Origin of the sequence: Pseudomonas sp. HT11 (genome assembly GCF_044875395.1) — a bacterium.
Taxonomy (GTDB): domain Bacteria; phylum Pseudomonadota; class Gammaproteobacteria; order Pseudomonadales; family Pseudomonadaceae; genus Aquipseudomonas.
Map to the genome: position 1 here is coordinate 3,629,709 of NZ_CP173217.1, position 26,818 is coordinate 3,656,526.

27 protein-coding genes, 1 pseudogene and 1 riboswitch are annotated in these 26,818 nt (G+C 61.4%); of the genes and pseudogenes, 11 read left to right on the forward strand and 17 right to left on the reverse strand.

The window, feature by feature from the left end; all coding sequences use genetic code 11:
- Positions 1-34: 34 nt before the first annotated feature.
- Genes ABWL43_RS16640 through ABWL43_RS16650 form a run of 3 tightly spaced genes read right to left on the reverse strand, consistent with a single transcriptional unit; the run spans position 35 to position 2,122 of the window.
- Positions 35-754 (reverse strand): alpha/beta hydrolase, encoded by a 720-nt coding sequence (locus ABWL43_RS16640; protein ID WP_404483162.1) that lies wholly within the window; start codon positions 752-754, stop codon positions 35-37.
- A gap of 12 nt (positions 755-766) precedes the next feature.
- Positions 767-1,522 carry a precorrin-6A synthase (deacetylating) gene (cobF, locus tag ABWL43_RS16645; RefSeq protein ID WP_242198489.1) on the reverse strand — a complete coding sequence of 252 codons (756 nt, stop codon included), beginning with the start codon at positions 1,520-1,522 and terminating at the stop codon, positions 767-769.
- A gap of 45 nt (positions 1,523-1,567) precedes the next feature.
- Positions 1,568-2,122, reverse strand: a complete 555-nt coding sequence (locus ABWL43_RS16650) for a histidine phosphatase family protein (protein WP_404488437.1) — start codon at positions 2,120-2,122, stop codon at positions 1,568-1,570.
- A 38-nt stretch (positions 2,123-2,160) separates the two neighbouring features.
- Positions 2,161-2,285, forward strand: a riboswitch (cobalamin riboswitch).
- 34 nt (positions 2,286-2,319) lie between these two features.
- Between ABWL43_RS16650 and ABWL43_RS16655 the strand changes: the two genes are divergently transcribed.
- On the forward strand, positions 2,320-2,532 hold the full coding sequence (locus ABWL43_RS16655) for a CbtB-domain containing protein (protein WP_145164912.1): 213 nt from the start codon (positions 2,320-2,322) through the stop codon (positions 2,530-2,532).
- Between the two features lie 19 nt (positions 2,533-2,551).
- The gene (locus ABWL43_RS16660) at positions 2,552-3,280 is read left to right on the forward strand and encodes a CbtA family protein (RefSeq protein WP_404483163.1); all 729 of its coding nucleotides are present in this window, start codon (positions 2,552-2,554) and stop codon (positions 3,278-3,280) included.
- Here the strand turns inward: ABWL43_RS16660 and ABWL43_RS16665 are convergent.
- Positions 3,270-3,830 (reverse strand): DUF4865 family protein, encoded by a 561-nt coding sequence (locus tag ABWL43_RS16665; protein WP_404483164.1) that lies wholly within the window; start codon positions 3,828-3,830, stop codon positions 3,270-3,272. The two genes, ABWL43_RS16660 and ABWL43_RS16665, sit on opposite strands and share 11 nt — an antisense overlap.
- A 93-nt stretch (positions 3,831-3,923) precedes the next feature.
- Between ABWL43_RS16665 and ABWL43_RS16670 the strand changes: the two genes are divergently transcribed.
- On the forward strand, positions 3,924-4,790 hold the full coding sequence (locus ABWL43_RS16670; RefSeq protein WP_404483165.1) for a LysR family transcriptional regulator: 867 nt from the start codon (positions 3,924-3,926) through the stop codon (positions 4,788-4,790).
- An 8-nt stretch (positions 4,791-4,798) separates the two neighbouring features.
- Here ABWL43_RS16670 and ABWL43_RS16675 read toward each other — a convergent pair.
- The 4 genes and pseudogenes from ABWL43_RS16675 to ABWL43_RS16690 form a co-directional block, all read right to left on the reverse strand.
- Positions 4,799-4,945, reverse strand: a pseudogene (locus ABWL43_RS16675) (YbjN domain-containing protein); the annotation flags it as partial.
- Positions 4,942-6,270 carry an MFS transporter gene (locus ABWL43_RS16680; RefSeq protein ID WP_404483166.1) on the reverse strand — a complete coding sequence of 443 codons (1,329 nt, stop codon included), beginning with the start codon at positions 6,268-6,270 and terminating at the stop codon, positions 4,942-4,944. The gene ABWL43_RS16680 and the pseudogene ABWL43_RS16675, both read right to left, overlap by 4 nt.
- Positions 6,271-6,313: 43 nt before the next feature.
- The gene (locus tag ABWL43_RS16685; protein WP_404483167.1) at positions 6,314-7,849 is read right to left on the reverse strand and encodes a class I adenylate-forming enzyme family protein; all 1,536 of its coding nucleotides are present in this window, start codon (positions 7,847-7,849) and stop codon (positions 6,314-6,316) included.
- Between the two features lie 3 nt (positions 7,850-7,852).
- Positions 7,853-9,031, reverse strand: coding sequence for an acetyl-CoA acetyltransferase (locus ABWL43_RS16690; RefSeq protein WP_404483168.1), 1,179 nt, complete (start codon positions 9,029-9,031; stop codon positions 7,853-7,855).
- Positions 9,032-9,159: 128 nt separating this feature from the next.
- On the opposite strand from ABWL43_RS16690, the gene ABWL43_RS16695 reads away from it, so the two are divergent.
- The 4 genes from ABWL43_RS16695 (at position 9,160) to mntP (ending at position 12,397) form a co-directional block, all read left to right on the forward strand.
- The gene (locus tag ABWL43_RS16695) at positions 9,160-9,747 is read left to right on the forward strand and encodes a LuxR C-terminal-related transcriptional regulator (protein WP_119736077.1); all 588 of its coding nucleotides are present in this window, start codon (positions 9,160-9,162) and stop codon (positions 9,745-9,747) included.
- Positions 9,748-9,838: 91 nt separating this feature from the next.
- Positions 9,839-11,266 carry a phophatidylserine decarboxylase associated domain-containing protein gene (locus ABWL43_RS16700; RefSeq protein ID WP_404483169.1) on the forward strand — a complete coding sequence of 476 codons (1,428 nt, stop codon included), beginning with the start codon at positions 9,839-9,841 and terminating at the stop codon, positions 11,264-11,266.
- Positions 11,267-11,275: 9 nt separating this feature from the next.
- A complete protein-coding gene (locus ABWL43_RS16705) occupies positions 11,276-11,467 on the forward strand; it encodes a CoA transferase (protein ID WP_404483170.1) in 192 nt (63 codons plus the stop codon).
- Between the two features lie 366 nt (positions 11,468-11,833).
- On the forward strand, positions 11,834-12,397 hold the full coding sequence (gene mntP, locus ABWL43_RS16710) for a manganese efflux pump MntP (RefSeq protein ID WP_145164895.1): 564 nt from the start codon (positions 11,834-11,836) through the stop codon (positions 12,395-12,397).
- Between the two features lie 124 nt (positions 12,398-12,521).
- On the opposite strand, the gene ABWL43_RS16715 is transcribed toward mntP, so the two are convergent.
- Positions 12,522-13,589 (reverse strand): NAD(P)-dependent alcohol dehydrogenase, encoded by a 1,068-nt coding sequence (locus ABWL43_RS16715; protein WP_145164893.1) that lies wholly within the window; start codon positions 13,587-13,589, stop codon positions 12,522-12,524.
- Positions 13,590-13,735: 146 nt separating this feature from the next.
- Between ABWL43_RS16715 and ABWL43_RS16720 the strand changes: the two genes are divergently transcribed.
- Together ABWL43_RS16720 and ABWL43_RS16725 are read left to right on the forward strand one after the other, a co-directional pair.
- Positions 13,736-14,554 (forward strand): alpha/beta fold hydrolase, encoded by an 819-nt coding sequence (locus ABWL43_RS16720; RefSeq protein WP_145164891.1) that lies wholly within the window; start codon positions 13,736-13,738, stop codon positions 14,552-14,554.
- Between the two features lie 144 nt (positions 14,555-14,698).
- Positions 14,699-15,697, forward strand: a complete 999-nt coding sequence (locus tag ABWL43_RS16725) for an NAD(P)H-quinone oxidoreductase (RefSeq protein ID WP_404483172.1) — start codon at positions 14,699-14,701, stop codon at positions 15,695-15,697.
- A gap of 163 nt (positions 15,698-15,860) precedes the next feature.
- On the opposite strand, the gene ABWL43_RS16730 is transcribed toward ABWL43_RS16725, so the two are convergent.
- The 3 genes from ABWL43_RS16730 to ABWL43_RS16740 form a co-directional block, all read right to left on the reverse strand.
- The gene (locus ABWL43_RS16730) at positions 15,861-16,982 is read right to left on the reverse strand and encodes an alkene reductase (RefSeq protein WP_262206588.1); all 1,122 of its coding nucleotides are present in this window, start codon (positions 16,980-16,982) and stop codon (positions 15,861-15,863) included.
- A gap of 78 nt (positions 16,983-17,060) precedes the next feature.
- Positions 17,061-17,738, reverse strand: a complete 678-nt coding sequence (locus tag ABWL43_RS16735) for a type 1 glutamine amidotransferase domain-containing protein (protein WP_145164885.1) — start codon at positions 17,736-17,738, stop codon at positions 17,061-17,063.
- On the reverse strand, positions 17,735-18,376 hold the full coding sequence (locus tag ABWL43_RS16740; RefSeq protein WP_404483175.1) for a TetR/AcrR family transcriptional regulator: 642 nt from the start codon (positions 18,374-18,376) through the stop codon (positions 17,735-17,737). Before ABWL43_RS16740 ends, ABWL43_RS16735 begins: the two co-directional genes overlap by 4 nt.
- A 174-nt stretch (positions 18,377-18,550) precedes the next feature.
- On the opposite strand from ABWL43_RS16740, the gene ABWL43_RS16745 reads away from it, so the two are divergent.
- On the forward strand, positions 18,551-19,492 hold the full coding sequence (locus ABWL43_RS16745) for a GlxA family transcriptional regulator (RefSeq protein WP_145164881.1): 942 nt from the start codon (positions 18,551-18,553) through the stop codon (positions 19,490-19,492).
- Between the two features lie 195 nt (positions 19,493-19,687).
- On the opposite strand, the gene ABWL43_RS16750 is transcribed toward ABWL43_RS16745, so the two are convergent.
- A complete protein-coding gene (locus ABWL43_RS16750) occupies positions 19,688-20,194 on the reverse strand; it encodes a GNAT family N-acetyltransferase (protein WP_145164879.1) in 507 nt (168 codons plus the stop codon).
- Between the two features lie 189 nt (positions 20,195-20,383).
- On the opposite strand from ABWL43_RS16750, the gene ABWL43_RS16755 reads away from it, so the two are divergent.
- Positions 20,384-21,256 (forward strand): undecaprenyl-diphosphate phosphatase, encoded by an 873-nt coding sequence (locus tag ABWL43_RS16755; RefSeq protein ID WP_404483177.1) that lies wholly within the window; start codon positions 20,384-20,386, stop codon positions 21,254-21,256.
- Positions 21,257-22,072: 816 nt separating this feature from the next.
- On the opposite strand, the gene ABWL43_RS16760 is transcribed toward ABWL43_RS16755, so the two are convergent.
- From ABWL43_RS16760 to ABWL43_RS16775, 4 genes are all read right to left on the reverse strand, one after another.
- Positions 22,073-23,197, reverse strand: coding sequence for an IS481 family transposase (locus tag ABWL43_RS16760; RefSeq protein ID WP_262207404.1), 1,125 nt, complete (start codon positions 23,195-23,197; stop codon positions 22,073-22,075).
- Between the two features lie 174 nt (positions 23,198-23,371).
- The gene (gene yghU, locus ABWL43_RS16765) at positions 23,372-24,208 is read right to left on the reverse strand and encodes a glutathione-dependent disulfide-bond oxidoreductase (RefSeq protein ID WP_404483179.1); all 837 of its coding nucleotides are present in this window, start codon (positions 24,206-24,208) and stop codon (positions 23,372-23,374) included.
- Between the two features lie 2 nt (positions 24,209-24,210).
- Positions 24,211-25,656: an efflux transporter outer membrane subunit gene (locus ABWL43_RS16770; protein WP_404483181.1), complete on the reverse strand. Its 1,446-nt coding sequence runs from the start codon at positions 25,654-25,656 to the stop codon at positions 24,211-24,213.
- Positions 25,649-26,818, reverse strand: a complete 1,170-nt coding sequence (locus ABWL43_RS16775) for an efflux RND transporter periplasmic adaptor subunit (protein ID WP_404483183.1) — start codon at positions 26,816-26,818, stop codon at positions 25,649-25,651. The genes ABWL43_RS16770 and ABWL43_RS16775 overlap by 8 nt, the downstream gene beginning before the upstream one ends.

Genomic DNA, 26,818 nt, shown 5'->3' on the forward strand with positions numbered 1-26,818 from the left:
AAAATAACCATCCCAGCAACCCTCACCCGCCGGTTCACTTCAGGCTTTTCTCCAGCCAGGCCTTAAGGTCCTGCACTTCGGTCTCACTGACGGTATGCGGCATGCCCGGATACCCGTGAAACTCCGGCATCAACCCAAGGCCCACCAGTACCTCATTGGCCTGCGTCGCCGAGGCATACGGCAGTGCCTGGTCGAGAGTGCCGTGGCCGATAAAGATCGCCAATTTGCCCAATGATTCGCTGGGTTTGAGTTCAGCCTTGAGCACCGGCAATACACTGCCACTCAAGGCCGCGATGCCGCGTACCAACGCGGGCTTTCGCAAGCCCACCTCGTACGACATGATCGCGCCCTGGCTGAACCCCACCAGAAATACCCGATCACTTTGCGTGTGGTATTTGGCAGTGGCCTTGCCCACAAAGTCTTCGATCAGCGCGGCGCTGCGTTGCAGGTCGGCGGTTTCGCCATTGTAATCGCCGTCACCCGGCGTCTTGGTAAACCAGCGATAACCCTGTGGGTCCACGGGCATCGGCGCACGTGCCGACAGGTAGGTCCAGGTGGACGGCAGCGCGTCCTTGATGCCAAACAGGTCTTCCTCGTTGCTGCCAAAACCGTGTAGGAAAATCACCAACGGCTGATTGCGCGCATCGCTTTGGGTCTGTTCCAGATAAGACAGGGGCAAATCAGTGTGCAGCGTGGAGTCGGCGTGGGCGGCGCTGGCCATCAGGGTCAGTGCCAGGGCAAACAGTTTGAGCATAGGAAAGTGACCTCAGGGTTTGCGCAACAAGTAAGTGTCCATGATCCAGCCATTTTCCAGACGCGCCGCCTTGCGCACCTGTTGGATTTGCTCAGCCACTTCGCTGACTTTGCCGCTGATGAGGATTTCGTCCGGCGTGCCCAGGTAGGCGCCCCAGTAGATGTCCATGTCCTGATCGGCCACGCTGCGGTAGGAATCTTCGGCGTCGAGCATGACCACCAAGGTGTCCGCATCACTCGCCTGCCCCGCCGCCAACCGGCGCCCGGTGGTGATCTCGATGGAGCGACCGATGCGGTTCAGCGGCACCTTGTGCTGGGCGGCCAGGGCTTGCACGCTGGTGATGCCGGGGATCACTTCGAACTCGAATACGCTGCGGCCACTGGCCAGGATCGCCTGCAGGATGCGGATGGTGCTGTCGTACAGCGCAGGGTCGCCCCAGGCCAGGAACGCGCCCACTTCACCGTCAGCCATCTGCTCATTGATCATGTGCTCGAAGGTCTGCTGCTTGTCGCGATTCAGGTCCTGCACGGCGGTGGTGTAGTCGATATCGCCGCGCACGCGCTCGGGGCAGTCGGCCTCGACGAAACGGTAACCAGGCTCGGTGATGTAGGTTTCGCAAATCTCGCGGCGCAGGTCGATCAGCTTGTCTTTGCTCTGGCCCTTGTCCATCAGGAAAAACACGTCGGTGCGGTTCAGCGCTTTGACGGCCTGCATCGTGATGTAGTCAGGGTTGCCGGCGCCAATGCCGATGATCAGGATGCGTTTCATGGGTTGCTCTCATTGCGGGGCGTGGATTTTGCCATGTTCACGCGCTCAGGCGTGAGTTTCCAGACGCAGGCGCCACACGTTGTTAAAGCGCAGTTCGGTGGCGGACAGCGGCTCGACATCAATCAGGTAGAACATCGAGACAGGGAACTGCAACACGTACAGCATCGCGGCGCGAATCACAAACGGGTGGGTGATAGCCACCACATGCCCGGGTTGGGTTTCGAGACTTTTCATCCAGTCAGCGACGCGCACGCAAATCTGCTCCACCGACTCACCGCCGTGAGGCGCGCTGGCGCTGTTGGTCAGCCAGTCACTCAATGCATGGCTGTCGAGCTGGGCGATGGCCTGGCCTTTCCAGGCGCCGAAATCACCGTCGCGCAATGCGTCTTCGACCTGCGCGTTATCGCCGAACAAGCCGGCGGTTTGCCGGGTTCTGGCCTCGGGCCCACACACCAGTCGCGGGCTTTTCTTGAAACGATCCGCCAGGGATAACGCCGCGGGTTGCCACTGCATCGCTACCGATTCGTCATCGGGAAACCGCCCCTGCTTTTGCAACGGCGTTACGGCATGGCATATCAAGGTCAACCGGGTGGCCTGCATCACAATTCACTCTGTTTCGACGCGCAGTCGGCGTAGACTGGCAAAGTTGTTTCAACATGTTACAACGAACATGAAAGAGGAAGCCGGTTCGAATCCGGCGCGGTCGCGCCACTGTATTCGGCCTTTTAGCCGTAAGCCAGACCCTGTTTCAGCCCAATCGCAATCCGTTTCGGGACGCGTCATCCCTGGAGGTTTTTATGGCTAACACTGCTGCAACGAATCCTGATGTGCATTTACCCACCCTGCCCTTGGGCGACATTCTGCCTTGGGCGATCTTCGGCGGCCTGTTGTTGCTGCTGGCGCTCTATTTTGTCGGCGCAGAGCAAGGCGCCACCGCGGTGTTCAAAGGCATGTATGTGCATGAGTTTGTGCACGACGGCCGCCACCTGCTGGGTTTCCCCTGCCATTAATCGATAAGCGAGACACGACATGACAGGGCATTTACTCCTGCGCGGGATGCTGGTGGGCTTGCTCGCCGGCGTGCTGGCTTTCGGCTTCGCCAAGACCTTTGGTGAACCGCAGATCGACAAGGCCATCGCCTTTGAAGATCACATGGCACAGATGCACGGCGATGCGCCGGAAGAGGAACTGGTGAGCCGCGAAGTGCAAAGCACCTTCGGCCTGTTCACCGGCGTGGTGGTGTACAGCGTGTCACTGGGCGGCCTCTTCGCCCTGGTGTTCGCTTACGCTCTGGGCCGCATCGGCAAGGTCGGCCCGCGTGGCCTGGCGGCGCTGCTGGCACTGGCGGCATTTGTGGCAATTACGCTGGTGCCAGGGCTCAAGTACCCGGCCAACCCGCCCTCGGTGGGCGACCCCGAAACCATCGCGCAGCGCACCAAGCTGTTCTTCCTGATGCTGCTGGTGTCAGTGGCGGCCGCGGTGATTGCGATCAACGCCGCGCGCAAGCTGATTGCCCGCCGTGGCGTCTGGGCTGGGGCGATCCTGGGTGTGGCGTTGTACATCGTGATTGTGTCGGTGGCCGGCAGCCTGTTCCCGGTGATCAACGAAGTGCCGGAGGCGTTTTCGGCCGTGCTGCTGTGGAAATTCCGCGTAACGTCGCTGGGTATCCAGGTGGTGCTGTGGACCACTCTCGGCCTGGTGTTTGGCGCGGTGGCCGAGCGCAAGCTCAGCCAGCCAAAAGCGCGCTTCAACCCTTGAACTGACTCCCGGGGCGGGCCAGGTACAACACCTCATAGCCCGTTCCGGGATGCGCCGCATCCAGCGCCTTGCTTGACAAGGTGATGCGCACCAGCCGCCACGCCTGCACATCCAGCGCCAGGCATACCGCAAACGTGTCACCGCTGTCAGCCAACTGCTGATTGCGCCGTTTTTCCTCGGCGACGATCCCCGCCCGATCCGCCCCCGGCACCAGCGGCCACTCCTCTCGGTACAGGCTCAACGCGTGCTGCGCGGGCCCACGCTGCACATCCAGCGGCAACCAGCTTTCGATGTGCGGACGGCCAAAGCTGTCGAGCACTTTCTGAAAACGCTCGCCGAGTAGAAAGTCGGCGGCCTGCAACGGGTCGGCCCACAGGTACACCGACGCATACACATTGCCCGGCGCCTGCCCACGCGTCTGCGCGATAAACGCCTTGAACAGCAACCCTTGCGTGTCCTCCCACAACGGCCCCAATTGCGCGGCGCGCCGGCGTATTACGTCCATGTCGTAGTCGGCAGGCAGGCGGTGTGAATACTGTTTGGCAAACATGGCAAAGCTCCTGTGCAAGATGTGGACAGAGCTTGCGCACTGGCGATGATTTCAACAAGATATGGCCCAATATAAGTGCGATAAGGATTGGATATGACTGACGCGCTCAAACCCCTCGATATCGACACCGTACACGCCTTTGTGCTGGTGGCTGATTTCGCCAGCTTCACCCGCGCCGCCGAGGCGCTCGACACGTCCCAGGCCGCCATCAGCCTGAAGCTCAAGCGCCTGGAAGAACGCCTCGGTTATCGCCTGTTGGTACGCACGCCTCGCCATGTGCAGCTGTCGCCCCAGGGCGAGCGCTTCATCGTGGCCGCGCGTGCCCTGCTCAATGCCCATGAGCGGGCGCTGGCTGACCTCGGCGCCCACGCGCCTCGGCGTTTGGTGATTGGTATCAGCGACCACGTGGCCGGGCCGGACTTGCCCACCTGGCTCAGCCGACTCGCGGCCTACGACCCGCTGGTGATTCTTGAGGTGCGCATCGCCTCGTCCCGCGACCTGGTGGCCGCGTTTGATCGCCATGAACTGGACGCGGTGATCGTGCGCAACGAAGGCGATCGCCAGGACGGCGAAGTGCTGGCCGTGGAACGCTTTGGCTGGTTCGCGGCGCCACACTGGCAACACAGCCCCGGCGCACCGCTGCGCATGGCGACCATGGCCGCGCCCTGTGGCGTTCGGCACCTGGCGGTGAGGGCATTGGAGGCCGCGCGTATCGACTGGACCGAAGTGTTTGTCGGCGGTGGCGTGATGGCGGTAGGCGCGGCAGTGAGCGCCGGATTGGGGGTCGCCGCCCTCGCCCACCGCGTGGCCCCGGCCGGGGCGGTGGACGTGAGCGAGCAATACGGCCTGCCCGCATTACCCGTCAGTGAAGTGCTGCTGTATAGCCGGATCAGTGATGCGCGCTCGCTCGAAACGTTGCGCGCGTTGAGTGCAACGTTTCGTGGCGTGCTGCAGCGCTGAATGTCAGGCGCCGGGTTGCCGAAGCGCACGGCAAAGCCGGTACCCTGACTCGCGCTGAGCAATTGCACGATGCCGTTCTGTTTGGTCTGGTTGACGCGACAGCCGGCTTCCTGCAGCCATTCAGTCAGGCTTTTCGGGGTAACGCAGTCGATCAGGCGGCCGGGGCCAACACGGCCCCCGCCGGCGCCACCATCGGGCTGCCACTGGCGACGAAATCTTCCTTGCGCAGCACCACCAGTGCGATCAACGACACCACACCGGTTGCCACGTAGAAATACCAGGGTGAAGTGATGTCGCCCGTCACCTTGATCAGCCAGGTGGAGATCAGCGGCGCGCTGCCGCCAAACACCGCGACCGGCACGTTGTACGCCACGGCAATCCCGGTGGAGCGGATGCGCGTGGGCAGCAGCTCGCTCATCAGCGCATAGGTCGAGGAGGCATACAGCCCGAACAGGATCGCCACCGCCATCAATGGCGCGAAGAACGACGCGGCAGTGGCGGTTGGCGCCGACTTGAACAGCCAGAACATCGCCAGCGTGGCCAGGGTGCCGATCACCATCAGAAACGGCTTACGTCCGTATTTATCGGTGAACGCGCCGCCAAACGGCATCACGAACGCGGCCGAGAAACTCGCGACGAACACATAGAGTAGCGTGGTGCCGCTGTCGAACTTGAGGATCTTGGCCATGTAGGTCGAGGCGAAGGTGAGCACCAGGTAAAAGATCGAGCTGTGCAAGGTGATGATGAAAAACACCAGGGCAATCGCGCGCTTCCACTGCCAGACTTCGCGCAAGGGTGCACGGGAAGTCTGCCCGGCGCGCTGCAAGGCGAGAAATTCCGGGCTGTCTTCCAGCTTGAGGCGGATGTACATGGAGATAAAACCCAACGGTGCGGCGATCAGGAACGGCACGCGCCAGGCCCATTCCTGCATCACCTCGGCGCCCAGGATCCAGGTCATGCCATTGGCCACGGCGCCGCCCAGCAACAGGCCGAGCACGGCGGTGACCATCAGCCAGCACGTGGCAAAGCCGCGTCGGCCGGGGCCGGCGTATTCGGAGATAAAGCTGGTCACTGTGCCGATCTCGCCGCCCGCCGAGAAACCCTGCACGCAGCGCACCAGAATCAGCAGCATCGGCGCAGCAATGCCAAGCGTTGCATAAGTGGGCAACAGGCCGAGCATGACGGTGGAACCGGTCATCATCACCAGCGCCATGATCAGGGTTTTGCGGCGGCCGATCTTGTCCGCCAGCGGACCGAAGAACAGCCCGCCCAGGGGCCGGATGAAAAAGCTCAGGGCAAACGCCGCGAAGCTGGCCAACAGGCTGGTGGTGGGGTCATCGGAGACGAAAAAGGCCTGGCCGATGTACACGGCGAGAAAGCCGTAGACGCCGTAGTCGTACCACTCGATCAAGTGACCGGAAGTGGCACCGAGAAACGCACGGCGCCGCTTGCGGACCGTGTCTTGCGCTTGATTGCCCATCAAAGGGACTCCTTGTCTGATGTTCTGTCCATGAAAAACGGGTCTAGGGAAGCGCGGCGATACTCGCTGCTTTCAGCCACTGCCGCAAGTCGGTCTTGAGGATTTTGCCGTAACTGTTCTTCGGCAATTCGCCGGGAAACAGGTACTTCTTGGGTTTCTTGAACGAGGCCATACGCGCCACAAACCAGGCCGTCAGCTCGGCTTCATCGAGCGGTTGCCCGCTGCGCGTCACCACAAACGCCACCACCGATTCGCCCCATTGCGCATCCGGTTCTCCCACGACGCACACCTCGAACACCTCGGGATGTTGCGCCAGCACTTCCTCGACTTCACGCGGGTACACGTTGCTGCCGCCGCTGATGATCACGTCCTTGGAACGGTCCGTGAGGGTGAGGTAACCCGCCGCGTCGAGAAAGCCGACGTCACCGGTCAACAGCCAGCCCTCGACCAAGGTCTGACGCGATGCCTCGGGGTTGCGCCAGTAGCCTTGCATCACCGTGGCACCGCGCACGGCGATCTCGCCGCGCTCGCCCGTCGGCACCGGCTGGTGCTGTGCGTCGAGAATGCGGATTTCAACGCACGATTGCGCATGGCCGACCGAGGCGGCCAACGTGGCCCAGTCTGCGCGTTGGCGGTCGGCGATCAGCGCGCGAGGCAGCACGCTGATGGTCATCGGGCTCTCGCCCTGGCCGTAGATTTGCACCAGCCGCGGGCCGAAGGTGTCGACGGCCTCACACAGATCGGCCAGGTACATCGGGCCGCCACCGTAAACGATGGTTTTGATGCCTTCGCCGCGATAATCCTGGCGCCGCGCCTGTTCGACCATGCGCTTGACCATGGTCGGCGCCGCAAACAGTGAAACGTTGCCCAGCTCGGCCGCCAGGCCAAACAGCTCGGCGGCGTCGAAACCGTGGGAAGCCGGCACCACATGCCGCGCGCCGCAGCGCACATGAATGAAGTTGTAGAGCCCGGCGCCATGGGACATTGGCGCGGCATACAGCACTGCGTCATCGGCGCTGACCGGATCCACGTCTGTGGGGTAACACAACGACATCGCCATCAGGTTGCCATGGGACAGCATCACGCCCTTGGAGCGCCCGGTGGTGCCGGAGGTGTAAAACAGCCAGGCAAGATCCTGGTCCTGGCGGGGCTCCGGCTGCGCCAGGGTCGGCCAGCCACGCGTCGGCGGCAGCGTGTGGCCGTCCAGTTCCTTGCAGTGCTGAGGCAAGTCGCGCGACGCCGAAAATACCCGGCCGCCGTCGGTAAAGATCAGGCGCGCCTGGGCGTTATCGGCGATCCACGCCGCCTCAGCCGGGTGCAATTTGGCGTTGATCGGCACAGCCACTGCGCCCAGCCACCAGATGGCGTAGAGCACTTCCAGGTAGTCGCAGCTGTTCTTCATCAGCACGGCGACCGCGTCACCGGCGACCACGCCGTGCTGGTCCACCAAGTGCGCGGCGCGCTGGCGAACATGCGCAGCAAAGGTCGCGTAGTCGGCCACTTGCCGCGTGCCTTCGAACAATGCCGGTCGCTGCGGGTCGCGGCGCTGGGTGTCGTGCAACCAGTTGGCAATGTTCATGGGTCAGTACCGGCGCGCGTGCAGGACCGAGGCGTAGTTGGCCACTGCCATGCCGCCCATGTTGAACACCAGGCCAAACTCCGCGTTGGGCACCGCCAGGCCAATCGGTTCGCCGGTCAATTGGCGGAACGCCAAGGCGTGCATCGACACGCCGGTGGCACCCACCGGATGCCCCTTGGCCTTGAGCCCACCCGAGAGGTTCACCGGCAGCCGCCCGCCGGCGCGCACCACGCCACTGTCGAGCACGCGATGGCCCTCGCCCTTGGGCGCCAGGCCCATGGCTTCGTAGATCAGCAGTTCGGCGATGGTGAAGCAGTCGTGCACCTCGGCGAAACTCAGGTCGGCCAGGGTGATATTCGCCCCGCGCAGCGCCGAGTGGATGGCCCGTTGCGGGCCTTCAAACGCCAGGATGTCGCGCTGGGCAATGGGCAAGCAGTCGTTGACCTGGGTCATCGCGCGAATCTGCACGTCTCGACGAAACGCGCGCGCTCGCTTGGGTGAGGCCAGGATGATCGCGGCGGCGCCGTCGCTGATCAACGAGCAATCAGTCAGGCGCAGTGACTCGGCCACAAACGGGTTGCTCTTGGACACGTTGTTGCAGTGCTCGAAATCCATCACCCGGTGCATTTGCGCCAGCGGGTTGGCCATGGCGTTGGTGTGGTTCTTGGTGGCGATGGCGGCCATCGAGCCCAGCGGGCAGTGGTAGCGCTCGGTGTATTGGCGCGCCGCACGGCCGAACAGCTGCGGGAAACTCAAGCCGGCTTCGGCCGGGTCGTTCTGATAACCGGCGCCGGCCAGGGCCTGGGTGACCTCGGCGGTGGACGTGTGGGTCATCTTCTCGGCGCCGACCACCAGCACCAGGTCGGCACTGCCGGAGAGGATCGCATTGACCCCGGCCTGAATCGCCGCCGAGCCGGACGCACAGGCGTTTTCACACCGCGTGGCGGGTTTGAAGCGCAGGCCCGGGTCGGCCTGCAACAGCAAGGAGGCGGGAAACCCGTCAGGCACCAACCCCGAGTTGAAGTGCCCCAGGAACAACGCATCGATTTGCGACGCATCAATGGCCGCATCGGCCAGGGCTTCGCGGGTAACCTGCACGATCAGGTCTTCAAGGGTGGTGCCTTCCAGGCGACCAAAACGCGAATGACCGGCGGCAACAATGGAGACGCAATCAGCTGGCATAATCAATTTCTTCTATTTTTGATGCGGACATTTACCTACAATGACGCACCGCTGAGCGCTCGCCAATTCGTGTAACTACTTACATGGATAAGTAGCCCGGTGAGAAAAGCAACGAGGCAGGATGCCCAATGAACGCGTTTACCCAGCAACTTCAAGATATCGAACGCCTGGCGTTCCAGCTCTCCCCCGCCCCGCAACTGGTCACGCGCAACCGCGTGATGGTCGATTGCAATGAGGCCTTCCTGCAGTTGTTCGGCTATTCGCGCGACGAATTGGTCAACCAACTGACCCTGCTGATCTACCCGTCCCAGGCCGATTATCACGCCATCGGCAAGCGTAGCCACGACTGGCTGCTGGAGAGCGAGAACGGCTTCTACTCCGATGAACGCTTCATGCAGCACAAAAGCGGCGAGGTGTTCTGGGCCAAGTCCCACGGCTACACCCTCACGCCCAGAGACCCGTTCAAGCTGATGATCTGGCACTTCGAGCGCCTGGACCGCACGCACCAAGGCACCGGCGACTTGACGCCGCGAGAGCGGGAAATCGCCATGCACATCGTCAACGGTCTTAAATCCAAGGAGATCGCCCAGCGCCTGGCGATCTCTCACCGTACGGTGGAAGTGCACAGGGCACGGCTGATGAAGAAACTTGAGGTGAAAAACATCGTGGAGCTGGTGTCAAAAATGATTTTCGTCGGCGGGCGCGCCTGGTTATAGCCAACCATTACAAACCCCGGTCCCACGCTAGCTACGCTGAGAGTGCTCAAAAGGAGCTTTCCCACGCAGTTACGTTTAAAGGACTAATGATATGGCGCACTCCGATCGTTCTTCGCCCGCCACCCAACCTCGCAAGACTCCGCCACCCGTCGAGGGCAGCGGTTCAAACCTGCTCACCCTGGACAATGCCGGCCCCGTGCAAATGGGCTTCTGGGTGCCCAACCGCGTGTGGGCCACCGCCGACTTCCTGGTGCCACTGCGCGACTACATCGACAGCATGAAAAAGGCCGGCACCCTCGCGCCGATGCAACCACAACTGGTGGAATTCAAAAACTGGGTGACCACCCACAGCGTGTACCGCATGTGGGTCATGTCGCTGATCGAGCAGTCCAATGCGTTCGTGCTGACCCTGGCGCCGCACACTCGCGACCAGATCAAGACCCAGGACGGCGACGTCGTGTGGATCAAGGACTACGACAGTTTCTTCGAGATCCTCAACGAAATTGTCACCACCTCGTCCTCGTTCAACGACACCGCCCAGGTCGGCACGCCCATGAATGCCTTCCTGGCGATTTCCATGGCCACCGAAGCCGGTGTTGCGCTGTTCCATGACGCCACCTTCAATGAGCAATTCAAGAACGTGCTCAACACCTGGAACGCCTACCTCAAAAGCCCGCAGTCACTGGACAAACTCGACATCAACAACCCGGAAAAGCCCGGCTCGTGGATCTCCAAGGCCGCCTGGGCAGCCGGTGTATGGGACCAGGTGGAATGCGACCCGAAAAAGCCCGGCTACGGCTACGACTCCTGGAACGCGTTTTTCATCCGCAAGTTCGTGCCCGGTGCCCGGCCATTCCAGGGCGACGCGCAGACGCAGGTCGATATCGGCTGCGAAACCACGCCGTGGGCGTACCAGAACAACATCGCCTTCGAAAGTGACTTCTGGATCAAGGACGTCAATTACTCACTGCTGGACTTGTTCGCCGGCCAACGTGACTGGGCCAGGCACTTTGAAGGTGGGCAGCTGTATCAGGGTTTCCTCTCCGCCACCCACTACCACCGCTGGAACGCGCCGCTGGACGGCACCCTGCTGCGTTCGTGGGTGCAACCTGGCACCTACTTCGCCCAACGCCCGGCGCAAAAAGAAGGCCCGGGCACGTGGGAAGGCACCGAGTCGCAACCCTACCTGGGCCATGTGGCCGCGCGCGCCATTTTCATCTTCGAACACCCCACCTGCGGGTACGTGGCGCTGATCTGCATTGGCATGGTTGAAGTGTCGACCTGCATCATCGAACCGGGGTTTATCGTCGACGAAGGCAGCAAGCCGGTGAAGATCACACGCGGCACCGAAATCGGTCACTTCGAGTTCGGCGGCTCGACTCACATGATGGTGTTCCAGCGTGACCGCGTACGCCTTGAAGAGTGGGCCGTGAATGCCGTGCTGCACCGTCAGTCGCCCAAACCGACGCCCATGGGCAGCGTGATTGCAACGGCGCTCGACACCCAGAAACCCAAGTGATCCCACGCGGTGATCGCGCCTTACGGCGTGTTCCAGACCCTGGACGGCCCGTTGAACCTGGCGCCGTTCACCTTGGCCATGTGGGGCAAGCTGTGTGTGCTGCTGGACCTGCCCGAGCTGCCGAACGACCCGCGCTTTGCCAACAATGAAGCGCTTTCAACGCACCGCGATGCGTTGAAAGCGCTGCTGGAGAGCCGGTAACCCCAGCCAGCGCAATGCCCTGAGCGCGCAACTGCTCGACAGCCTGGACGAAAGCCTGGTCGCCCTCGCCGCCCAGCGCGTCGGCATGGTGATCCTCGGCGCCGACGTCGGCCAGAGCGTATGGAGCGCCGCCCACCGGTATTTGAAGGGCGTTGACGGAATTTTCATATTTGGCTGTCTATGATGCGCCCCTTCGTTGGGGAGTAACCGGCTTCTGACCCGCTCAGAAGCGTTCGTATCAACATATTCGGCAACCTGCCGTGGTACGAACACCGTTGAGGTTGGTGAGACCAGCGACACATCCATGCCTAAAGTCGGGCGTGTGGTTGTGTCGTTGACTCATACAGCCCGACTGGAAGCCTCACCGTGAACCCCATTTCCCTGATTTTTCTCGCCCTGGCCATGTCCACGGACGCCTTCGCGGCGGCCATCGGCAAAGGCTCCAGCCTGCACAAACCGCGTCTGATCGAAGCACTGCGTGCCGGCCTAATTTTTGGTGTGATCGAAGCCATCACGCCGATGATCGGCTGGGCCATCGGCCATGCAGCCACGCGTTGGGTGGAGGACTGGGATCACTGGATCGCTTTTACCCTGCTGGTCGCACTGGGCTTGCACATGATCTACAACGGGCTCAAGGCGGACGATGAGGAGGCGGAAAAGCCGACCCAGCATTCCTTCATGATCCTGGCCATTACCGCCTTTGCGACCAGCATTGATGCGATGGCCGTCGGCGTGGGCCTGGCCTTTATCGATGTGAATATTCTGGTGGCGTCGGCAGCCATCGGCCTGGCGACCATGACCATGGTAACCATCGGCATGATGCTCGGTCGGGTGCTGGGCACGGTGGTGGGCAAGCGCGCCGAAATGGTCGGCGGCGTGGTGTTGATGCTGGTGGGTGCGACGATTCTCTACGAGCACTTGTCGGCTTAACGGCCCGCACTGAACAAATGTGGGAGCGGGCTTGCCCGCGAAGGCGATGGATCAGTCGATGACTTTGTTGACTGTCAATGCGCTTTCGCGAGCAAGCCCGCTCCCACCGTAGGCCTGCCGTGTTTCAAGCCGCGTGACTTTCCTTCTTCAAGCTCTCCATATCAATCACGAAGCGATACTTCACGTCGCCCTTGAGCATCCGCTCGTACGCCTCGTTGATGCCCTGGATGTCGATCATCTCGATGTCCGAGACAATCTTGTGCTTGGCGCAGAAGTCCAGCATGTCCTGGGTTTCCTGGATACCACCAATCAACGAGCCGGCCAGGCTGCGGCGTTTGAAGATCAGGTTGAACACCGTCGGCGACGGATGCGGGCTGTCGGGTGCGCCGACCAGCGTCATGGTGCCATCGCGCTTGAGCAGATTGAGGAACGCATCGAGGTCGTGCGGCGCGGCAACGGTGTTGAGGATGAAGTCCAGGCTGTTGACGACTTTGGCCATCTCGTCCGGGTTCTTCGACACCACCACTTGGTCGGCCCCCAGGCGCAGGCCGTCTTCGCGCTTGTTCGGCGAGGTGGTGAACAGCGTGACATGCGCGCCCATGGCATGCGCGATCTTCACTGCCATATGCCCTAGCCCGCCGAGGCCGACGACCCCGACTTTTTTGCCGGGCCCCACCTTCCAGTGGTGCAGCGGCGAGTAAGTGGTGATGCCGGCGCACAGCAGCGGCGCCACGGCCGCCAGGTTCGAATCATCGTGGGAGATGCGCAGCACGAACTTCTCCTTGACCACGATATTGTCCGAGTAGCCGCCAAAGGTATTTTCGCCGCCGAACACCGGGCCATTGTAGGTGCCGGTAAAGCCGTTCTCGCAATATTGCTCCTCGCCCTCGGCGCAGGATGCGCAGTGCTGGCAACTGTCGACCATACAACCGACACCGGCCAGGTCACCGACCTTGAATTTTTTCACGTTGGCACCGACGGCCGTGACGCGGCCGACGATTTCATGGCCGGGCACCGACGGGTACAAGGTGTTGTGCCATTCGTTACGCGCGGTGTGCAGGTCGGAGTGGCACACGCCGCAATAGAGAATATCGATCTGGACGTCGTCCGACCCCGGCGCGCGGCGCTCGAAGGTAAAGGGCTTGAGTGCATCCTTGGAATCCCGAGCGGCGTAGCTGTAAGTCTTGGCCATTTGGTTCACCTGTTGAACTGACGGTAGAGGTCAGTGGACCAACGCAGACGCGCAAGCGTTCAACCGAGCACATCCGTACAAGCCCCTGGGCCGGTTTAACGCGATAGTGAGACTGAGCTTTTGCCCCCTGACCCCAAGGAGTTTTCATGAGCACATTCGTTGCCAAAGACGGTACCCAGATCTATTTCAAGGACTGGGGCAGCGGCAAGCCCGTGCTGTTCAGCCACGGCTGGCCACTGGATGCCGACATGTGGGAATACCAGATGGAATACCTGAGCAGCCGTGGCTTTCGCACCATCGCCTTCGACCGCCGGGGTTTTGGCCGCTCGGACCAACCGTGGACCGGTAACGACTACGACACCTTCGCCGACGATATCGCCCAACTGATCGAACACCTGGACCTCAAGGAGGTGACCCTGGTGGGCTTCTCGATGGGCGGCGGCGATGTGGCCCGCTACATCGCGCGCCACGGCAACTCGCGTTTGGCCGGCCTCGTACTGCTGGGCGCCGTCACGCCGATCTTCGGCCAAAAACCGGATTACCCGCAGGGCGTGCCTACCGCGGTGTTTGATGGCATCAAGGCCGGGCTGCTGAAGGATCGCGCGCAATTTATCAGCGACTTCAATGCCTCGTTCTATGGCATCAACAAGGGCCAGAAAGTCTCCCAGGGCGTGCTGACGCAGACCTTGCAGGTCGCGTTGCTGGCGTCGCTTAAATCGACCGTGGATTGTGTCACCGTGTTCTCCGAGACCGACTTCCGCCCGGACATGGCCAAGATCGAGGTGCCCACCCTGGTGATCCACGGTGACGGCGACCAGGTCGTACCGTTCGAAACCACCGGCAAAGTCGCGGCCGAGATGATCAAGGGCGCACAGCTGAAGGTGTACAAGGATGCGCCGCACGGTTTTGCCGCCACCCATACCCAGCAGTTGAACGAAGACTTGTTGGCGTTCCTCAATCGCTGAAGCGAGTGAATCACCCTCTCCTTATTTTGCCGGGCTTGCCCGGCTTTTTTTTCGACACGCGCTGACCCTGAGTATGATGCGGCTGAACCGGCGACTGCCCGACGCGGTCCCAACTCATACGCTCATCGTTGCAGGTAATCGCACATGTCACTGCCAAAAGAAATGACCCTGATCGAAATCACCGCCCCTGGCGGCCCCGAGGTCCTGCAACCGCGCCGGGCCGACGTGCCGGTGGCGGGGCCCGGTGAAATCCTGATTCGTGTGCACGCGGCCGGCGTCAACCGCCCGGATGCGTTGCAGCGCGCCGGCAAGTACCCGATGAAACCTGGCATGAGCCCCATTCCAGGCTTGGAAGTGGCGGGTGAAGTGGTTGCATTGGGCGAAGGTGTCAGCGAGTACGCGCGGGGTGACAAAGTGTGTGCCCTGACCAACGGCGGTGGGTATGCACAATTTTGCGCGGTGCCTGCCAGCCAGGCCTTGCCGATTCCGGATGGCATGGACTGGATTCAAGCCGCCGCCGTGCCGGAAACCTTCTTCACCGTCTGGGCCAACCTGTTTGGCCTGGGTGACGCTCATACCGGCCAGAGCGTGCTGATCCACGGCGGCACCAGCGGCATCGGTACCACCGCGTTGATGCTGTGCCGCGAATACGGTATCCAGGCGTTCGCCACCGCCGGCAGCGCCGACAAATGTGCGGCGATCGCCAAGCTGGGTGCCGAGCCGATCAACTACCGCGAGCAGGACTTCGCCGAGGTCATCGCGCAGAAGACCGACAACAAGGGCGTGAATGTGATCCTCGACATCATGGGCGCCTCGTACCTGAACAATAACCTCAAGTCCCTGGCCATGGACGGGCACCTGGTGATGCTCGGCTTCCTCGGCGGCGGCAAGGCCAATGACGTCGACCTGCTGACCATCCTCGGCAAGCGCGCCGTGATCACCGGCTCCTTGCTGCGCGCACGCACCAAGGACGAAAAGGCTGCCATTGCCGAACAACTGCGCGAATACGTGTGGCCGGTGCTGTCCGCCGGACGCTGCCTGCCGATGATCGACAAGGTGTACGAATACACCGACGCCGCCCAGGCCCATGCGCGGATGGAAGGCGGCGATCACATTGGCAAGATTGTGTTGCGCGTGGAATGACGCTCATCCGCCCCGCTGAAGATCAACGCTGGCAGCTGTAGAGCCCCAGCGAGGCTGCGATGGCGGCGGCACGGTCACCATGTTGTTGCCTGCCCCACCGCCTTCGCCGCCGCGCCACTGCTCGACGGCCCCGACAACCGATCTGCGCCGGGGCATCGACTAGTTACTCGGCGAACGCCGGGTAATCGGTATAGCCCTGTTCCGAGCCGCCGTACATGCCCTGCGCCCGCAACGGGTTCAGCGGCCAGCCGTTGAACAGTCGCTGCGGCAGGTCCGGGTTGGCAATGAACGGACGGCCGAAGGCAATCAAGTCTGCCAGCCCCGCCTCCACCAGTTTTGCCCCACGCTCAGCGGTATAGCGACCGGCGTAGATGATGCGCCCGCTGAACGTGCTGCGCACCGCCTGACGGAAGGTTTCGGGCAGGTCGGGAGCGTTGTCCCAGTCAGCCTCGGCGATAGACACATAGGCAATGCCCGATGCCTCGAGCACCTTGATCGCCTCAATGTAGGTGTGATGCGGATCTTCCTCGACCAGGCCGATGTACACGCGGTCCTGATCCGTGCCGCTGAACAGCGGAGAAAAACGCACACCCAGGCGCTGCGGGCCGACCACGGCGGTCACGGCCTCGACGATCTCGCGTAGAAAGCGCAGGCGGTTGTGCAGCGAGCCGCCGTATTCGTCATCACGCTGGTTGGCGTGGGCGGAGATGAACTGGTTGACCAGGTAACCATTGGCGGCGTGGATTTCCACCCCATCAAAACCGGCGTCCAACGCATTGCGCGCCGCCTGCGCGTAGTGCCCTACCAGTTCTTCAATTTCCAGACTGCTCAACGCACGCGGCACGGGCGGCTGCATCAGCTCGCCGACACCAGGCCCGGTTTCGATAAAGGCTTTTGCCTGCTCCGCCGCAATGGCCGACGGCGCGACCGGTGCGGCGCCCTCCGGTTGCAGCGCGTTATGGGACACGCGCCCCACATGCCACAGCTGGGCGAAGATCACGCCGCCTTCGGCATGCACGGCGTCGGTGACTTTGCGCCAGCCGTCGATCTGCGCCGGGCTGTAGATACCCGGCGTCCAGGCGTAACCCTGGCCGCGCGGTTCGATCTGCGTGCCTTCGCTGACCATGAAACCGGCCGTGGCGCGCTGGCGGTAATACTCGGCCATCAGGTCGGTGGCGATATCGCCGGGTTGCGCGCTGCGTTGACGCGTCAGAGGCGGCAAGACAACACGGTTATTGAGTGTGTGATGGCCCAGTTTTACCGGGGTATTTAAATGATGAGTCATGTGAAATTTCCAAATTCAGGGCGAGCAAAAGCATTGGCGGCTCCAAGGAGCCGCCAATCAATAACGCGTGTGGTTAATTCAGGCGGTGAGTGTGAGCAGGGCCTTGGCCACAGCACTGGAACTGGCAGGGTTCTGCCCGGTCACCAGCAAGCCGTCTTCGAGCACAAAGGACTGCCAATCAGCGCCCTTTTCATAGTGGCCGCCGAGCGCCTTGAAATCATCTTCAATCAGGAACGGCACCACATCGGTCAGGCCAACCGCAGCTTCTTCAGCGTTGGAGAAGCCGGTAACACGACGGCCCTTGACCAGCGGCTCGCCATTCACGGCCTTGACATGACGCAGAGCGCCCGGCGCATGGCAGACAAAACCAATCGGCTTGCCGGCACGCTCAAAGGCCTCAATCAATGCGATCGAGGTTTGCGATTCGGCCAAGTCCCACAGCGGGCCATGGCCGCCTGGGTAGAACACGGTGTCGAAGTCGTCGGCGTTGACCGTGTCCAGCTTGACCGTGCTGGCCAGGGCCTGTTGGGCCGCCGGGTCGCCAGCAAAGCGACGGGTTTGCTCGGTCTGTGCATCCGGCTGATCGCTGACCGGGTCCAGCGGTGGCTGGCCGCCGGCCGGGGATGCCAGCACCAGTTCGGCACCCGCGTCTTTGAAGGTGTAATAGGGCGCCGCAAATTCTTCGAGCCAGAAGCCGGTTTTACGACCGGTATTGCCAAGCTGGTCGTGAGAGGTCAGTACCATTAATACTTTCATTTTCCAGTGCCTCGATCGATGGTTTCAGTAGGTGTATGCATCAGCAGTTCAGGGCAACCCAATAACTGTCGGGTCAGCAGCAGCGCCTCGTCAAAAGGCGCGGATGTTCGGGTGATCTTGCTCATGACGCTGGTCCCCAACCACAGCGCGTACAAGCGCCGAGCCAGGCTTTCGGGGTGTTGCTGAACCGCCAGCGAGCCGTCCTGGATGCCGTGCTGCAAGGCCTCGGCCAGCAAGGCGATGGTGCGTGTGGTGCCGCGCTGCAGGGACAAACGCATTGGCTCTGAAAGGTCTGACACCTCGGCACCGAGTTTGACGGCAAGGCATTTGCCCGCGTCGGTGCAGCCGGTCTGGTTGTCGATCCAGGTGTGCCAATAGCGCATCAACCTGGCGGCCCAGGACAGTCCGGGTTGCTGGAACAGTTGCTCCATGCCTTTGAGGTATTGGTCGAAATAGGTGTCGAGCAAGACCACGCCGAATGCATCTTTGGAATGGAAGTAGTGATAAAACGACCCCTTGGGTACATCGGCGGCTTGAAGTATTTCGTTCAACCCCACGGCAGAAAATCCTTTGCGGCTCACAATCAATTGCGCCGTATCCAGAATGGTCTGCCTTGTACTGTTAGTCGCGTTAGTCATCATTCATCCCGTCCCGATTAGACCAGTCGTCTAGTTCGTTGAGGGGATGTTAGGCGTCGAGAAAAACTTCAACAATGTCATATCCGCAAGGATTTCGGACATGGCACAAAGTCGGTTGCCGTTTGCCTGGCACCCGTCGACAATCCCCTCTCCCACGCCCCTTGGAGAATGACGATGCACAGCGTTGCGCTGATGGTTTACCCGAATTTCCAGTCCCTGAGCCTCAGCCTGGGTTCGGTGTTCGAGTGCGCGAACCTGCTGCGCGGTGAACCGGCTTATGAGTTTCATCTGGTCTCGGAGAGCGGCGGCGCCGTCATGACCTCCCAGGGTTTTTCGGTGAATACCAGCCCGATTCGGCCACAGGGTTATGACACGCTGATCGTCAGCGGCTACCTGGAATTTCGCCTGCCCGAGGCCAACCTGCTGGAAGTGGTCAAAGCCGCCTCTGCGCAGTCGCGTCGCGTGGCCTCGCTGTGCATGGGCATTTTCGTGCTGGCCGAAGCCGGTTTGCTTGAAGGCAAGCGCACCACCACCCACTGGATTCACGCGCCGGCATTTCGCAAGCGCTACCCGGATATTCAGCTCGAAGAAGACAAACTGTTCGTGGTTGACGGTCAGGTCTGGACCGGCGCCGGCATGAGCGCCGGGGTGGACCTGGCATTGGCCATGGTGGAAGCCGACCTGGGCAGCGACCTCGCCCGACGCATCGCCCGCAAGCTGGTGATTGCCCAGCGCCGCGGCAGTGAGCAATCGCAATTGTCGGCGTTACTGGAACTGGACCCCAAGTCCGACCGCGTGCAACTGGCCCTGGCCTATGCCCGCGAAAACCTGACCCACGACCTGTCGGTGGAAGCCCTGGCCGAGGTGGCTCGGCTGAGCCCGCGCCAATTCAGCCGGGTGTTCCGCGAAGAAACCGGGCAGACGCCGGCCAAGGCCATCGAGTCGCTGCGGGTGGAAGCTGCCCGGGCGATGATGGAAACCAGTCGTCACCCGGTCGAAGTGGTGGCCCGCGAAACCGGCTTCGGTGACCGCGAGCGCATGCGCCAGGCGTTTCTGCGCGCGTTCGGGCAACCGCCGCAGGCGATGCAGCAAGTGTTGTTCAACGCGGGAGCCTAGCGGCAGTGATAAGGGTTTTGGCTGTTGGGTTGTTTTACCCGTACCCAGGCCACGGCGGGTCACCGTGCCCTTCGGATATTCAGGCAAAACGCGCTGCGAATAGAGTAGATGCCACGGCCTTGGCCTGTGCCATTCAGGGCGAAACCGGCCGACGAGTCCAAGTGCGGCCGTGCCCGGCTAAGTTCAACATCGTGTTTAATGCAGCGCGGCCCGCGTAATCAAATAACTGACCAACTGCGGATCGTCATCCAGCTCAAGCAGCTGCACCGGGCGCGGCAGGTCATCGAGCACCGCGCGCCAGAACGCCTGGGACACTTCATCCTGATCGTAGAACCGCACCAGCCAATTGGTCTCGCCACTGCGCAGCACTTGGGTGGCGATAGCGCGGCCAATGCCTTTGCGGCGATAGCGCTTGAGGATGAACAGGTCGGCCAGTTCCAGTGCGTCGATGCCCGGCAGCTCGCTGCCTTCGATCAGCAGGAAGCCGGCGATGTAGCCATCCACCAGCAGCAGGTTGGCGCTCCATTGCGGGTCTTGCCAGTAGCGGGTCAGGTGCTCGTCATGGATATAGAAACGGCCATCCGACTCCACATCTTCCTGCTCCCAGTCTGACGACTCATAGGCATAGTACTGGTAAAGATTACGGATCAGCTCAGACGCATCGGGGCCGGTCTGGATCAATTCGACGGTGGTTTCAGGCATTGGGCTCTCGGTGAAAATACGCAAAACCCCATTGTTCACAAAAGTGATACACACGCCAATACATTGCATAACCTTTCTGTTTGCTGAACCGATTGCGGATTTGCTACTCCGCGTCCAATATCCTGAAACATTTAGAATAAACTTCGCCTACTGCTTCTTCTAAAGCCCCTTTTTTCAAGGACACGTATTGTGACAAACGTCTGTTCCGCCGGCCTGGATGTGGGCTTTGCCTCTCTGGACTACCTGCAGATCTTCATCCTGGGCGTCATCCAGGGCATTACCGAGCTGTTGCCGGTGTCGTCCACAGCCCACATGCGAGTGGTGCCCGCCCTGCTCGGCTGGCAAGACCCGGGTTCGGCGTTTTCCGCTGCCATGCAGTTGGCGGCGCTGGCGGCGGTGGTCAGTTATTTCTGGCGTGACGTGCGCCAGGTGACCACCGGCAGCCTCAGTGCGGTGCGCCGGGGCGACTACAACGACCGGTGGTTCAAACTGGCCGTGGCGATTGTGTTGGCCACTATCCCGATTGGGATTGCCGGCCTGGCGCTGTCTTCGACCCTGAATACCTGCAACTCGCCGTTACGCGGCCTGATGGTGATCGGGATTGCCTGCGTGGTGATGGCGGTATTGCTGGCAGTGGCCGAAGTGCGCGCGCGCCACACCCGTGAGATGAGCGAAATGCGCCTGCGCGATGCGCTGATTGTCGGTATCGCGCAGATTGGCGCGCTGATTCCTGGGGTGTCGCGCTCCGGTTCGACACTCACCGCCGCGCTGTTCCTGAACTTCAAGCGTGAAGAAGCTGCGCGCTTTTCCTTCCTGCTGGGCCTGCCGGCCATCGCCCTCGCCGGCTTGAAAGAACTGTGGGTGCTGCTGCACGCCGACATGCCTGCCCACGCCTGGTCGCACTTGATCTTCGGGCTGGTGGTCGCCAGCGTCTCGGCGTTCTTTGCCATCTGGGGCCTGATGAAGTTTCTGGAGCGGTTCTCCACCTGGCCGTTCGTGATCTACCGCGCGCTGCTGGGGATTTTCCTGATCGTGGCGGTGAGCACCGGCTTTTTGAGTTAAACCGTGCGGAGCCAAGCCCCAGGCTGGCGGCCGGCCCAAAAGTAACCAAAAGGCTCTTGCCACACCACTTGGCACCTCGCTTGGGCTCGGTGTGCCCTCACGCAGGCTTTGGAGCGTGGGCCGCCTAAGATCAAAATCAAAAGCAAAGCACGGCGGCCTAGTAGCCGACCTTAGTGGTAGAAGCAAAACCGAGGCGGCCTGACAGCCGACCTGATTCTGGAAGCTGAACTCAATCAAATGTGGGAGCTGGCTTGCCTGCGATGGCATCAACTGTGTGTCACTGATACACCGAGGTGTCTGCATCGCAGGCAAGCCAGCTCCCACAGAAAAGCAAAGCAGTGCGGTGGTGGAGGCTGAACTCAGTCAAATTGTGGGAGCGGGCTTGCTCGCGAAGGCGGTGGGTCAGTCAGCTTATGTGTCACAGACACACAGCATTCGCGAGCAAGCCCGCTCCCACATTTGGAGCTCTGTGCATCAGATAGAGGTGTGTGGTTGTGCTTTTGCTTCTACCACTCAGGTCGGCTACTAGGCCGCCGTGCTCTGCTTTTGATCTTGCTCTTGATCTGACAGGCCCCGTCAACCACGCTGGCCGAACGCAGGCTTGAATCCGTGGGTAACCCGGCAGGACGCCGGGTTAGCCGCGTTGGGCCATGGATGGCCCGTCGCGGCGGCCCACGGATTCAAGCCGGAGTGAGGGCACACCGAGCCCAGGCGAGGTGCCGAGTGGTGGGGCAAAGACCTTTTGGTTACTTTTGGGGCGTTTGCTGTACGGACCGGACACATGGTGGACACATGTGCGGGGACATGGTTGACACATTATGAACCATAGTCAGGTTTGCTCATGTCGATCGTTCGTAGGAAGTGGTGGCAGAAGTAGACGTCAAAGAGCCCGTCACTTTCAGGGTTGGGTCGAACTGCGATGTGCTGCCCAACCAGCCCCTTGGCGATGCTGAAATAACGTTTCTGAAAGCGAAATCGGCTGTGATAAACCTTGGCCAGCACATCATCCGGCCCATATTCAAATTCCGATAGCTGCTGCGGATAAGCCCAAGGGCTTGCTCGGTACCGGTCCATAGGCACCTTGTAATCCAGTGCTTGGTGAGGGCGTTTTAAGTTATAGACCTCACGCCATTGATCAAACGCTGTTTGAGCATCCTTGATCGTAGAGAATTGACGCCCATCAAGCACCTCCGCTTTGAGTGAACGATGAAAACGTTCAATCTTTCCATTGGTTTGAGGGTGGTAAGGACGACTGAAGCTGATCCTGATCCCCAAGCGAATCAACCAGATACTTAGTTCTGTGATTTCCCCAGGGTTGCGTGGCGAGCCCCATGGTGGTCCATTGTCAACGTTGATGCGAGCCGGTAACCCAAAGCGCTGAAATACCTCGATCATCTTTTCCTTCACCGTGATTCCACGCTCGTTATCACAAGCTTGAATCGCCAAATTGAATCGTGAGTGATCGTCCAACAACGTCAGGGGATGGCATCGGCCTTCTTGTGTCGGGAAGTGCCCTTTGAAATCCATCTGCCAAAGATCGTTAGGTGCATCGTGTTCAAATCTCAGCTTTGCTTCTTGTTCCTTCTGAACAAGCTGAATCAGCCCGCATCGGTGCAAAACATTGGTGACGGTGCTAGGAGCAATCTGCTTTTTCAAAAGGCTGCTGATTGTGCGTCCGCCCCAAGCGGGATGTGCTTGCCTAAGCGCTATGACCTGCGCCTCCAAAGCTGGCGCGGTTAGCTTTGGGCTAGTCGCAGGTTTTCGGGATTTCTCTTGCAGCCCAGACTGCCCATGCATTTCATAGCGTTTCAACCACTTATAGGCCGTTTGCGGACTGATGCCGAACCGTCGACACAGCTCTCGTTTATTGCTGCCGGGTTGCCGTGCTAAGGCAATGAACTCTTCTTTCAGGCTCATGGTATCTCTCGTGTCCCAGGGCATGATGGCTTTCCGGCGAAGTTGGCTCGCCAAAAGTGTCCACCATGTCCCCGCACACCCGTCAACCATGTGTCCGGTCCGTACAGGGCGTTTGCCAAAAGTGACCCGCTGTAAGAGCGGAACCCTAAGTGGCCGTGACCGCAGCAACGGATATGTACTCCCCCACCCAAAAAAAAGTCAGTCCAAATCACTCGCATCATGCCGCTCACGCAACTGCTCCGAAACCTCCCCAGAAACCCGATTCACCCTGCGCCCCCGCTGCACCGCCGGCCGCGCCTCAATCGCGTCCGCCCAACGCAGCACATGCTTGTACTCATGCACCGACAAAAACTGCGCCGAAGCCCCATACAACCGGCCTTTGACCAACCCGCCATACCAAGGCCAGATCGCAATATCCGCAATGGTGTACTCATCCCCGGCAATGTACTCACTCACCGCCAACCGCTGATCCAGCACATCCAGCTGGCGTTTGGTCTCCATGGCAAACCGATTGATCGGGTACTCCATCTTGCTCGGCGCGTACGCATAAAAATGCCCAAACCCGCCGCCCAGGTACGGCGCACTGCCCATCTGCCAGAACAACCACGACAAACACTCCGCACGCGCCGCCGGCTCAGTGGGAAAGAACGCCCCGAACTTCTGCGCCAGGTACTGCAAAATCGCCCCCGATTCGAACACCCGAATCGGCGTATCCCCACTGCGGTCCAGCAACGCCGGGATCTTCGAATTCGGGTTCACCGCCACAAACCCGCTGCCAAACTGATCACCGTCACCGATCTTGATCAGCCAGGCGTCGTATTCCGCGCCGGCGTGCCCCAGGGCCAACAGCTCTTCCAGCAGGATCGTGACCTTCTGGCCATTGGGCGTGGCCAGCGAATACAGCTGCAACGGGTGCTTGCCAACCGGCAATTCCTGCTCGTGGGTCGCACCGGCGATAGGCCGGTTGATACTGGCAAAGGTGCCGCCGCTTTCAGTGTCCCAGGTCCAGACTTTCGGGGGTACGTACTCGGTCATGCTCACTTCTCCTTGGTTTCATCAGGGGTCGACGCAGCCAATTGAGCCACGTTCCATCCGCCGCCCAGCGCCTTGATCAGGCCCACATTGGCGCTCAATTGCTGAGTTTGCAATTGCAACACGCTGCGCTTGGCCTCCAGCGCCGCCACTTGCGCAGTCACCACATCCAGGTATGCCACGGCGCCCTGGCGATAACGCGAGGTGGACAGGTCTTCAGCGTATTGCGCCGCAGCCGCCGCATCGCGCTGATCATCCAGCGCAGCGCCCAGGCCGGCGATTTGCGACAGGTTGTCCTCCACCTGCTCGAACGCACCCAACACCACGCCACGGTATTTGGCCGCCGCTTCATCAGTGGCGGCCTTGGCGATGTCCACCTGGGCCTGACGCGCGCCGCCGTCAAACAGGGTGCCCACCAGTGATGGGCCGATGGCCCAGAACAGGTTGGGCGCGCTGAGCAAGCGGGCAAACTCGTCACTCTGATAACCGCCTTGGGCGCTCAGCGTGATCTGCGGGAACCACGCCGCCTTGGCGACGCCAATCCGCGCATTGGCCGCAGCAATACGACGCTCGGCAGCCGCAATATCCGGCCGACGCTGCAACAGGCTGGAAGGCACGCCGGTCGGCACATTAGGCAAGGCAATCGGCGCCACGTTCACGGCGACGCTATAAGTGGAAGCCGACTCACCGAGCATCGCCGCTATCGAATGCTCCAGCAGCGCCCGTTGCACCTGGCTCTGGCTGAGCTGTGATTTAACCGTCGACAACTGCGTACGCGCCCGTGCCACGTCCAGGCCGGAGACGATACCGCCGCCATGCAAACCTTCGGTCAGGCCAAGGGCCTTGGCGTAAGCGTCGCGCGTCTGCGCCAGCAACTGGTTCTGCCAATCGATACCGCGCAGGCGGATGTAGCTGTCGGCCAGTTGCGCCTGCAGGCTCAGGCGTACCGACGCCAGGTCTGCCTTGGCCGCATCAGAGTCGCTGGTGCCGGCGGCCACGGTGTCGCGCACGCGGCCCCACAGGTCGACTTCATAGTCGACTTCCAGGCCCAGGGTCGCGGAGTTGTAGACATCCGGTGAAGTGGCCGAGCGCAACGGCTTGGTGTCTGACTGGCGAATGCGCTGGCCGTTGCCAATGGCCGAGATCTTCGGGAACAGCCCCGAACGGTCCTGGGCCAGGAACCCTTGAGACTGCTGGTAATGCGCGAGCGCGGCGCTCAGGTCGGCGTTGTTTTTCAACAACTGCTGCTGCATCGCATCCAGCTGCGGGTCGTTGTACACGCGCCACCAGCCATCCCGGTTGGCCTGATCGTTCGGCGTGCCGACCGTCCAGGGCCCTTGGGTGTGAAACTGCGCGGCCATCGGTGTTTGCGGCACGTTCAGCGGTGGCGCCAACGAGCAGGCGCCCAGGCTCAGCGTGGCGATCAAGCCCAGCACATTGCGCTTAGCCATGGGGTTTGACCTCAGTGGCAGCGACCGCCAGTTGCACCGAATCATCATCAGCCAGGCCATCGGGCGGCGTGTCGATCACGCGGTCGGCGGCTTGCAGGCCGCTGGCGATTTCGACGCTGTCACCAAAGTCGCGAGCGATGCTGACGGTCTTGAAGTGCACATGGTTGTTGGCGTCCAGGGTCGCGACGCGCATGCCCTTGTCATCGAACACCAAGGCGCTGGACGGCACGCGGATGACGTCGGCCTGCACCGGCAGGTCAAACTGCACGCTGGTGTAGCCGCCGGGCAGCAAGCGGCCACCGGGGTTGTCCACCAGCAATTGCACGAGCGTGCTGCCGGAGGCGGCGTTGACCGCGTCGGCGGTGGCAATCACTTTGCCGGTGAAGGTTTCGCCGCGGTACTCCGGCACGCTGAGGCGCGCAGTGGTGCCTTCGCGAATCTGTGGCGAGAAGGTTTGCGGCACCTGCACATACACGCGCAGACGGCTGACATCGGCCACCGCAAACAGCTCTTTGCCGGCGGTCCCGCCCGCGCTGATCAACGCACCTACGTCAGTGCTGCGCGCGGTGACCACACCGGCAAACGGCGCGACCAGATGCTGGAAGCCCTTGGTTGCGACCAGCTGGTCAACATTGGCCTTGGCCGCCGCCACTTTGGCTTGCTTGGCGGTCAGGTCGCCGGTGCGTTCATCCACGTCCTGGCGCGACACCGAGTCGTTCGCCAGCATGGCCTGCCAGCGTTTGGCGGTTGTTTCGGCGAGGTGCTCATCGGCTTGGGCCGAGGCCAATGTGGCACGGGCCTGCAGCAGTTGCTGGTCGAGTTCCGGGGTGTCGATTTCAGCCAACACTTGCCCGGCTTTGACGCGGGTGCCGATGTCGACATTCCAGGATTTCAGGTAGCCGTTGACCCGGGCGAAAATCGACGCGCGTGAATACGCCTCCATCCGCCCCGGCAGATTGAGCACCGGGCCCTGGGCTTGCACCACCGGCTTGATCAGGTTGACGCTGGGCAACGACTGGGCGTCGGTCCAGGTCTTGAGGTCGCGCGATTCACTGGCGCGCACGCCGATGCCGACACCGACGATGACAACCACCACTGCCGCACCCACGATCAGCCACAGCAGGCCACGGGAAGACTTGGATTTAGAAACGGAAACGGACAT

Bases quoted from the DNA above. Each gene is read 5' to 3' on its own strand.
- ABWL43_RS16775 (WP_404483183.1), bottom strand. From the start codon at position 26,818: ATGTCCGTTTCCGTTTCTAAATCCAAGTCTTCCCGTGGCCTGCTGTGG.
- ABWL43_RS16770 (WP_404483181.1), bottom strand. From the start codon at position 25,656: ATGGCTAAGCGCAATGTGCTGGGCTTGATCGCCACGCTGAGCCTGGGC.
- ABWL43_RS16715 (WP_145164893.1), bottom strand. From the start codon at position 13,589: ATGGCCAAGACTTACAGCTACGCCGCTCGGGATTCCAAGGATGCACTC.
- cobF (WP_242198489.1), bottom strand. From the start codon at position 1,522: ATGAAACGCATCCTGATCATCGGCATTGGCGCCGGCAACCCTGACTAC.
- ABWL43_RS16660 (WP_404483163.1), top strand. From the start codon at position 2,552: ATGACAGGGCATTTACTCCTGCGCGGGATGCTGGTGGGCTTGCTCGCC.
- ABWL43_RS16735 (WP_145164885.1), bottom strand. From the start codon at position 17,738: ATGAAAGTATTAATGGTACTGACCTCTCACGACCAGCTTGGCAATACC.
- ABWL43_RS16725 (WP_404483172.1), top strand. From the start codon at position 14,699: ATGTCACTGCCAAAAGAAATGACCCTGATCGAAATCACCGCCCCTGGC.
- ABWL43_RS16670 (WP_404483165.1), top strand. From the start codon at position 3,924: ATGACTGACGCGCTCAAACCCCTCGATATCGACACCGTACACGCCTTT.
- yghU (WP_404483179.1), bottom strand. From the start codon at position 24,208: ATGACCGAGTACGTACCCCCGAAAGTCTGGACCTGGGACACTGAAAGC.
- ABWL43_RS16700 (WP_404483169.1), top strand. From the start codon at position 9,839: ATGGCGCACTCCGATCGTTCTTCGCCCGCCACCCAACCTCGCAAGACT.
- ABWL43_RS16695 (WP_119736077.1), top strand. From the start codon at position 9,160: ATGAACGCGTTTACCCAGCAACTTCAAGATATCGAACGCCTGGCGTTC.
- ABWL43_RS16650 (WP_404488437.1), bottom strand. From the start codon at position 2,122: ATGCAGGCCACCCGGTTGACCTTGATATGCCATGCCGTAACGCCGTTG.
- ABWL43_RS16690 (WP_404483168.1), bottom strand. From the start codon at position 9,031: ATGCCAGCTGATTGCGTCTCCATTGTTGCCGCCGGTCATTCGCGTTTT.
- ABWL43_RS16750 (WP_145164879.1), bottom strand. From the start codon at position 20,194: ATGCCTGAAACCACCGTCGAATTGATCCAGACCGGCCCCGATGCGTCT.
- ABWL43_RS16665 (WP_404483164.1), bottom strand. From the start codon at position 3,830: ATGTTTGCCAAACAGTATTCACACCGCCTGCCTGCCGACTACGACATG.
- ABWL43_RS16745 (WP_145164881.1), top strand. From the start codon at position 18,551: ATGCACAGCGTTGCGCTGATGGTTTACCCGAATTTCCAGTCCCTGAGC.
- ABWL43_RS16730 (WP_262206588.1), bottom strand. From the start codon at position 16,982: ATGACTCATCATTTAAATACCCCGGTAAAACTGGGCCATCACACACTC.
- ABWL43_RS16760 (WP_262207404.1), bottom strand. From the start codon at position 23,197: ATGCCCTGGGACACGAGAGATACCATGAGCCTGAAAGAAGAGTTCATT.
- ABWL43_RS16720 (WP_145164891.1), top strand. From the start codon at position 13,736: ATGAGCACATTCGTTGCCAAAGACGGTACCCAGATCTATTTCAAGGAC.
- ABWL43_RS16685 (WP_404483167.1), bottom strand. From the start codon at position 7,849: ATGAACATTGCCAACTGGTTGCACGACACCCAGCGCCGCGACCCGCAG.
- ABWL43_RS16640 (WP_404483162.1), bottom strand. From the start codon at position 754: ATGCTCAAACTGTTTGCCCTGGCACTGACCCTGATGGCCAGCGCCGCC.
- ABWL43_RS16740 (WP_404483175.1), bottom strand. From the start codon at position 18,376: ATGACTAACGCGACTAACAGTACAAGGCAGACCATTCTGGATACGGCG.
- ABWL43_RS16655 (WP_145164912.1), top strand. From the start codon at position 2,320: ATGGCTAACACTGCTGCAACGAATCCTGATGTGCATTTACCCACCCTG.
- ABWL43_RS16680 (WP_404483166.1), bottom strand. From the start codon at position 6,270: ATGGGCAATCAAGCGCAAGACACGGTCCGCAAGCGGCGCCGTGCGTTT.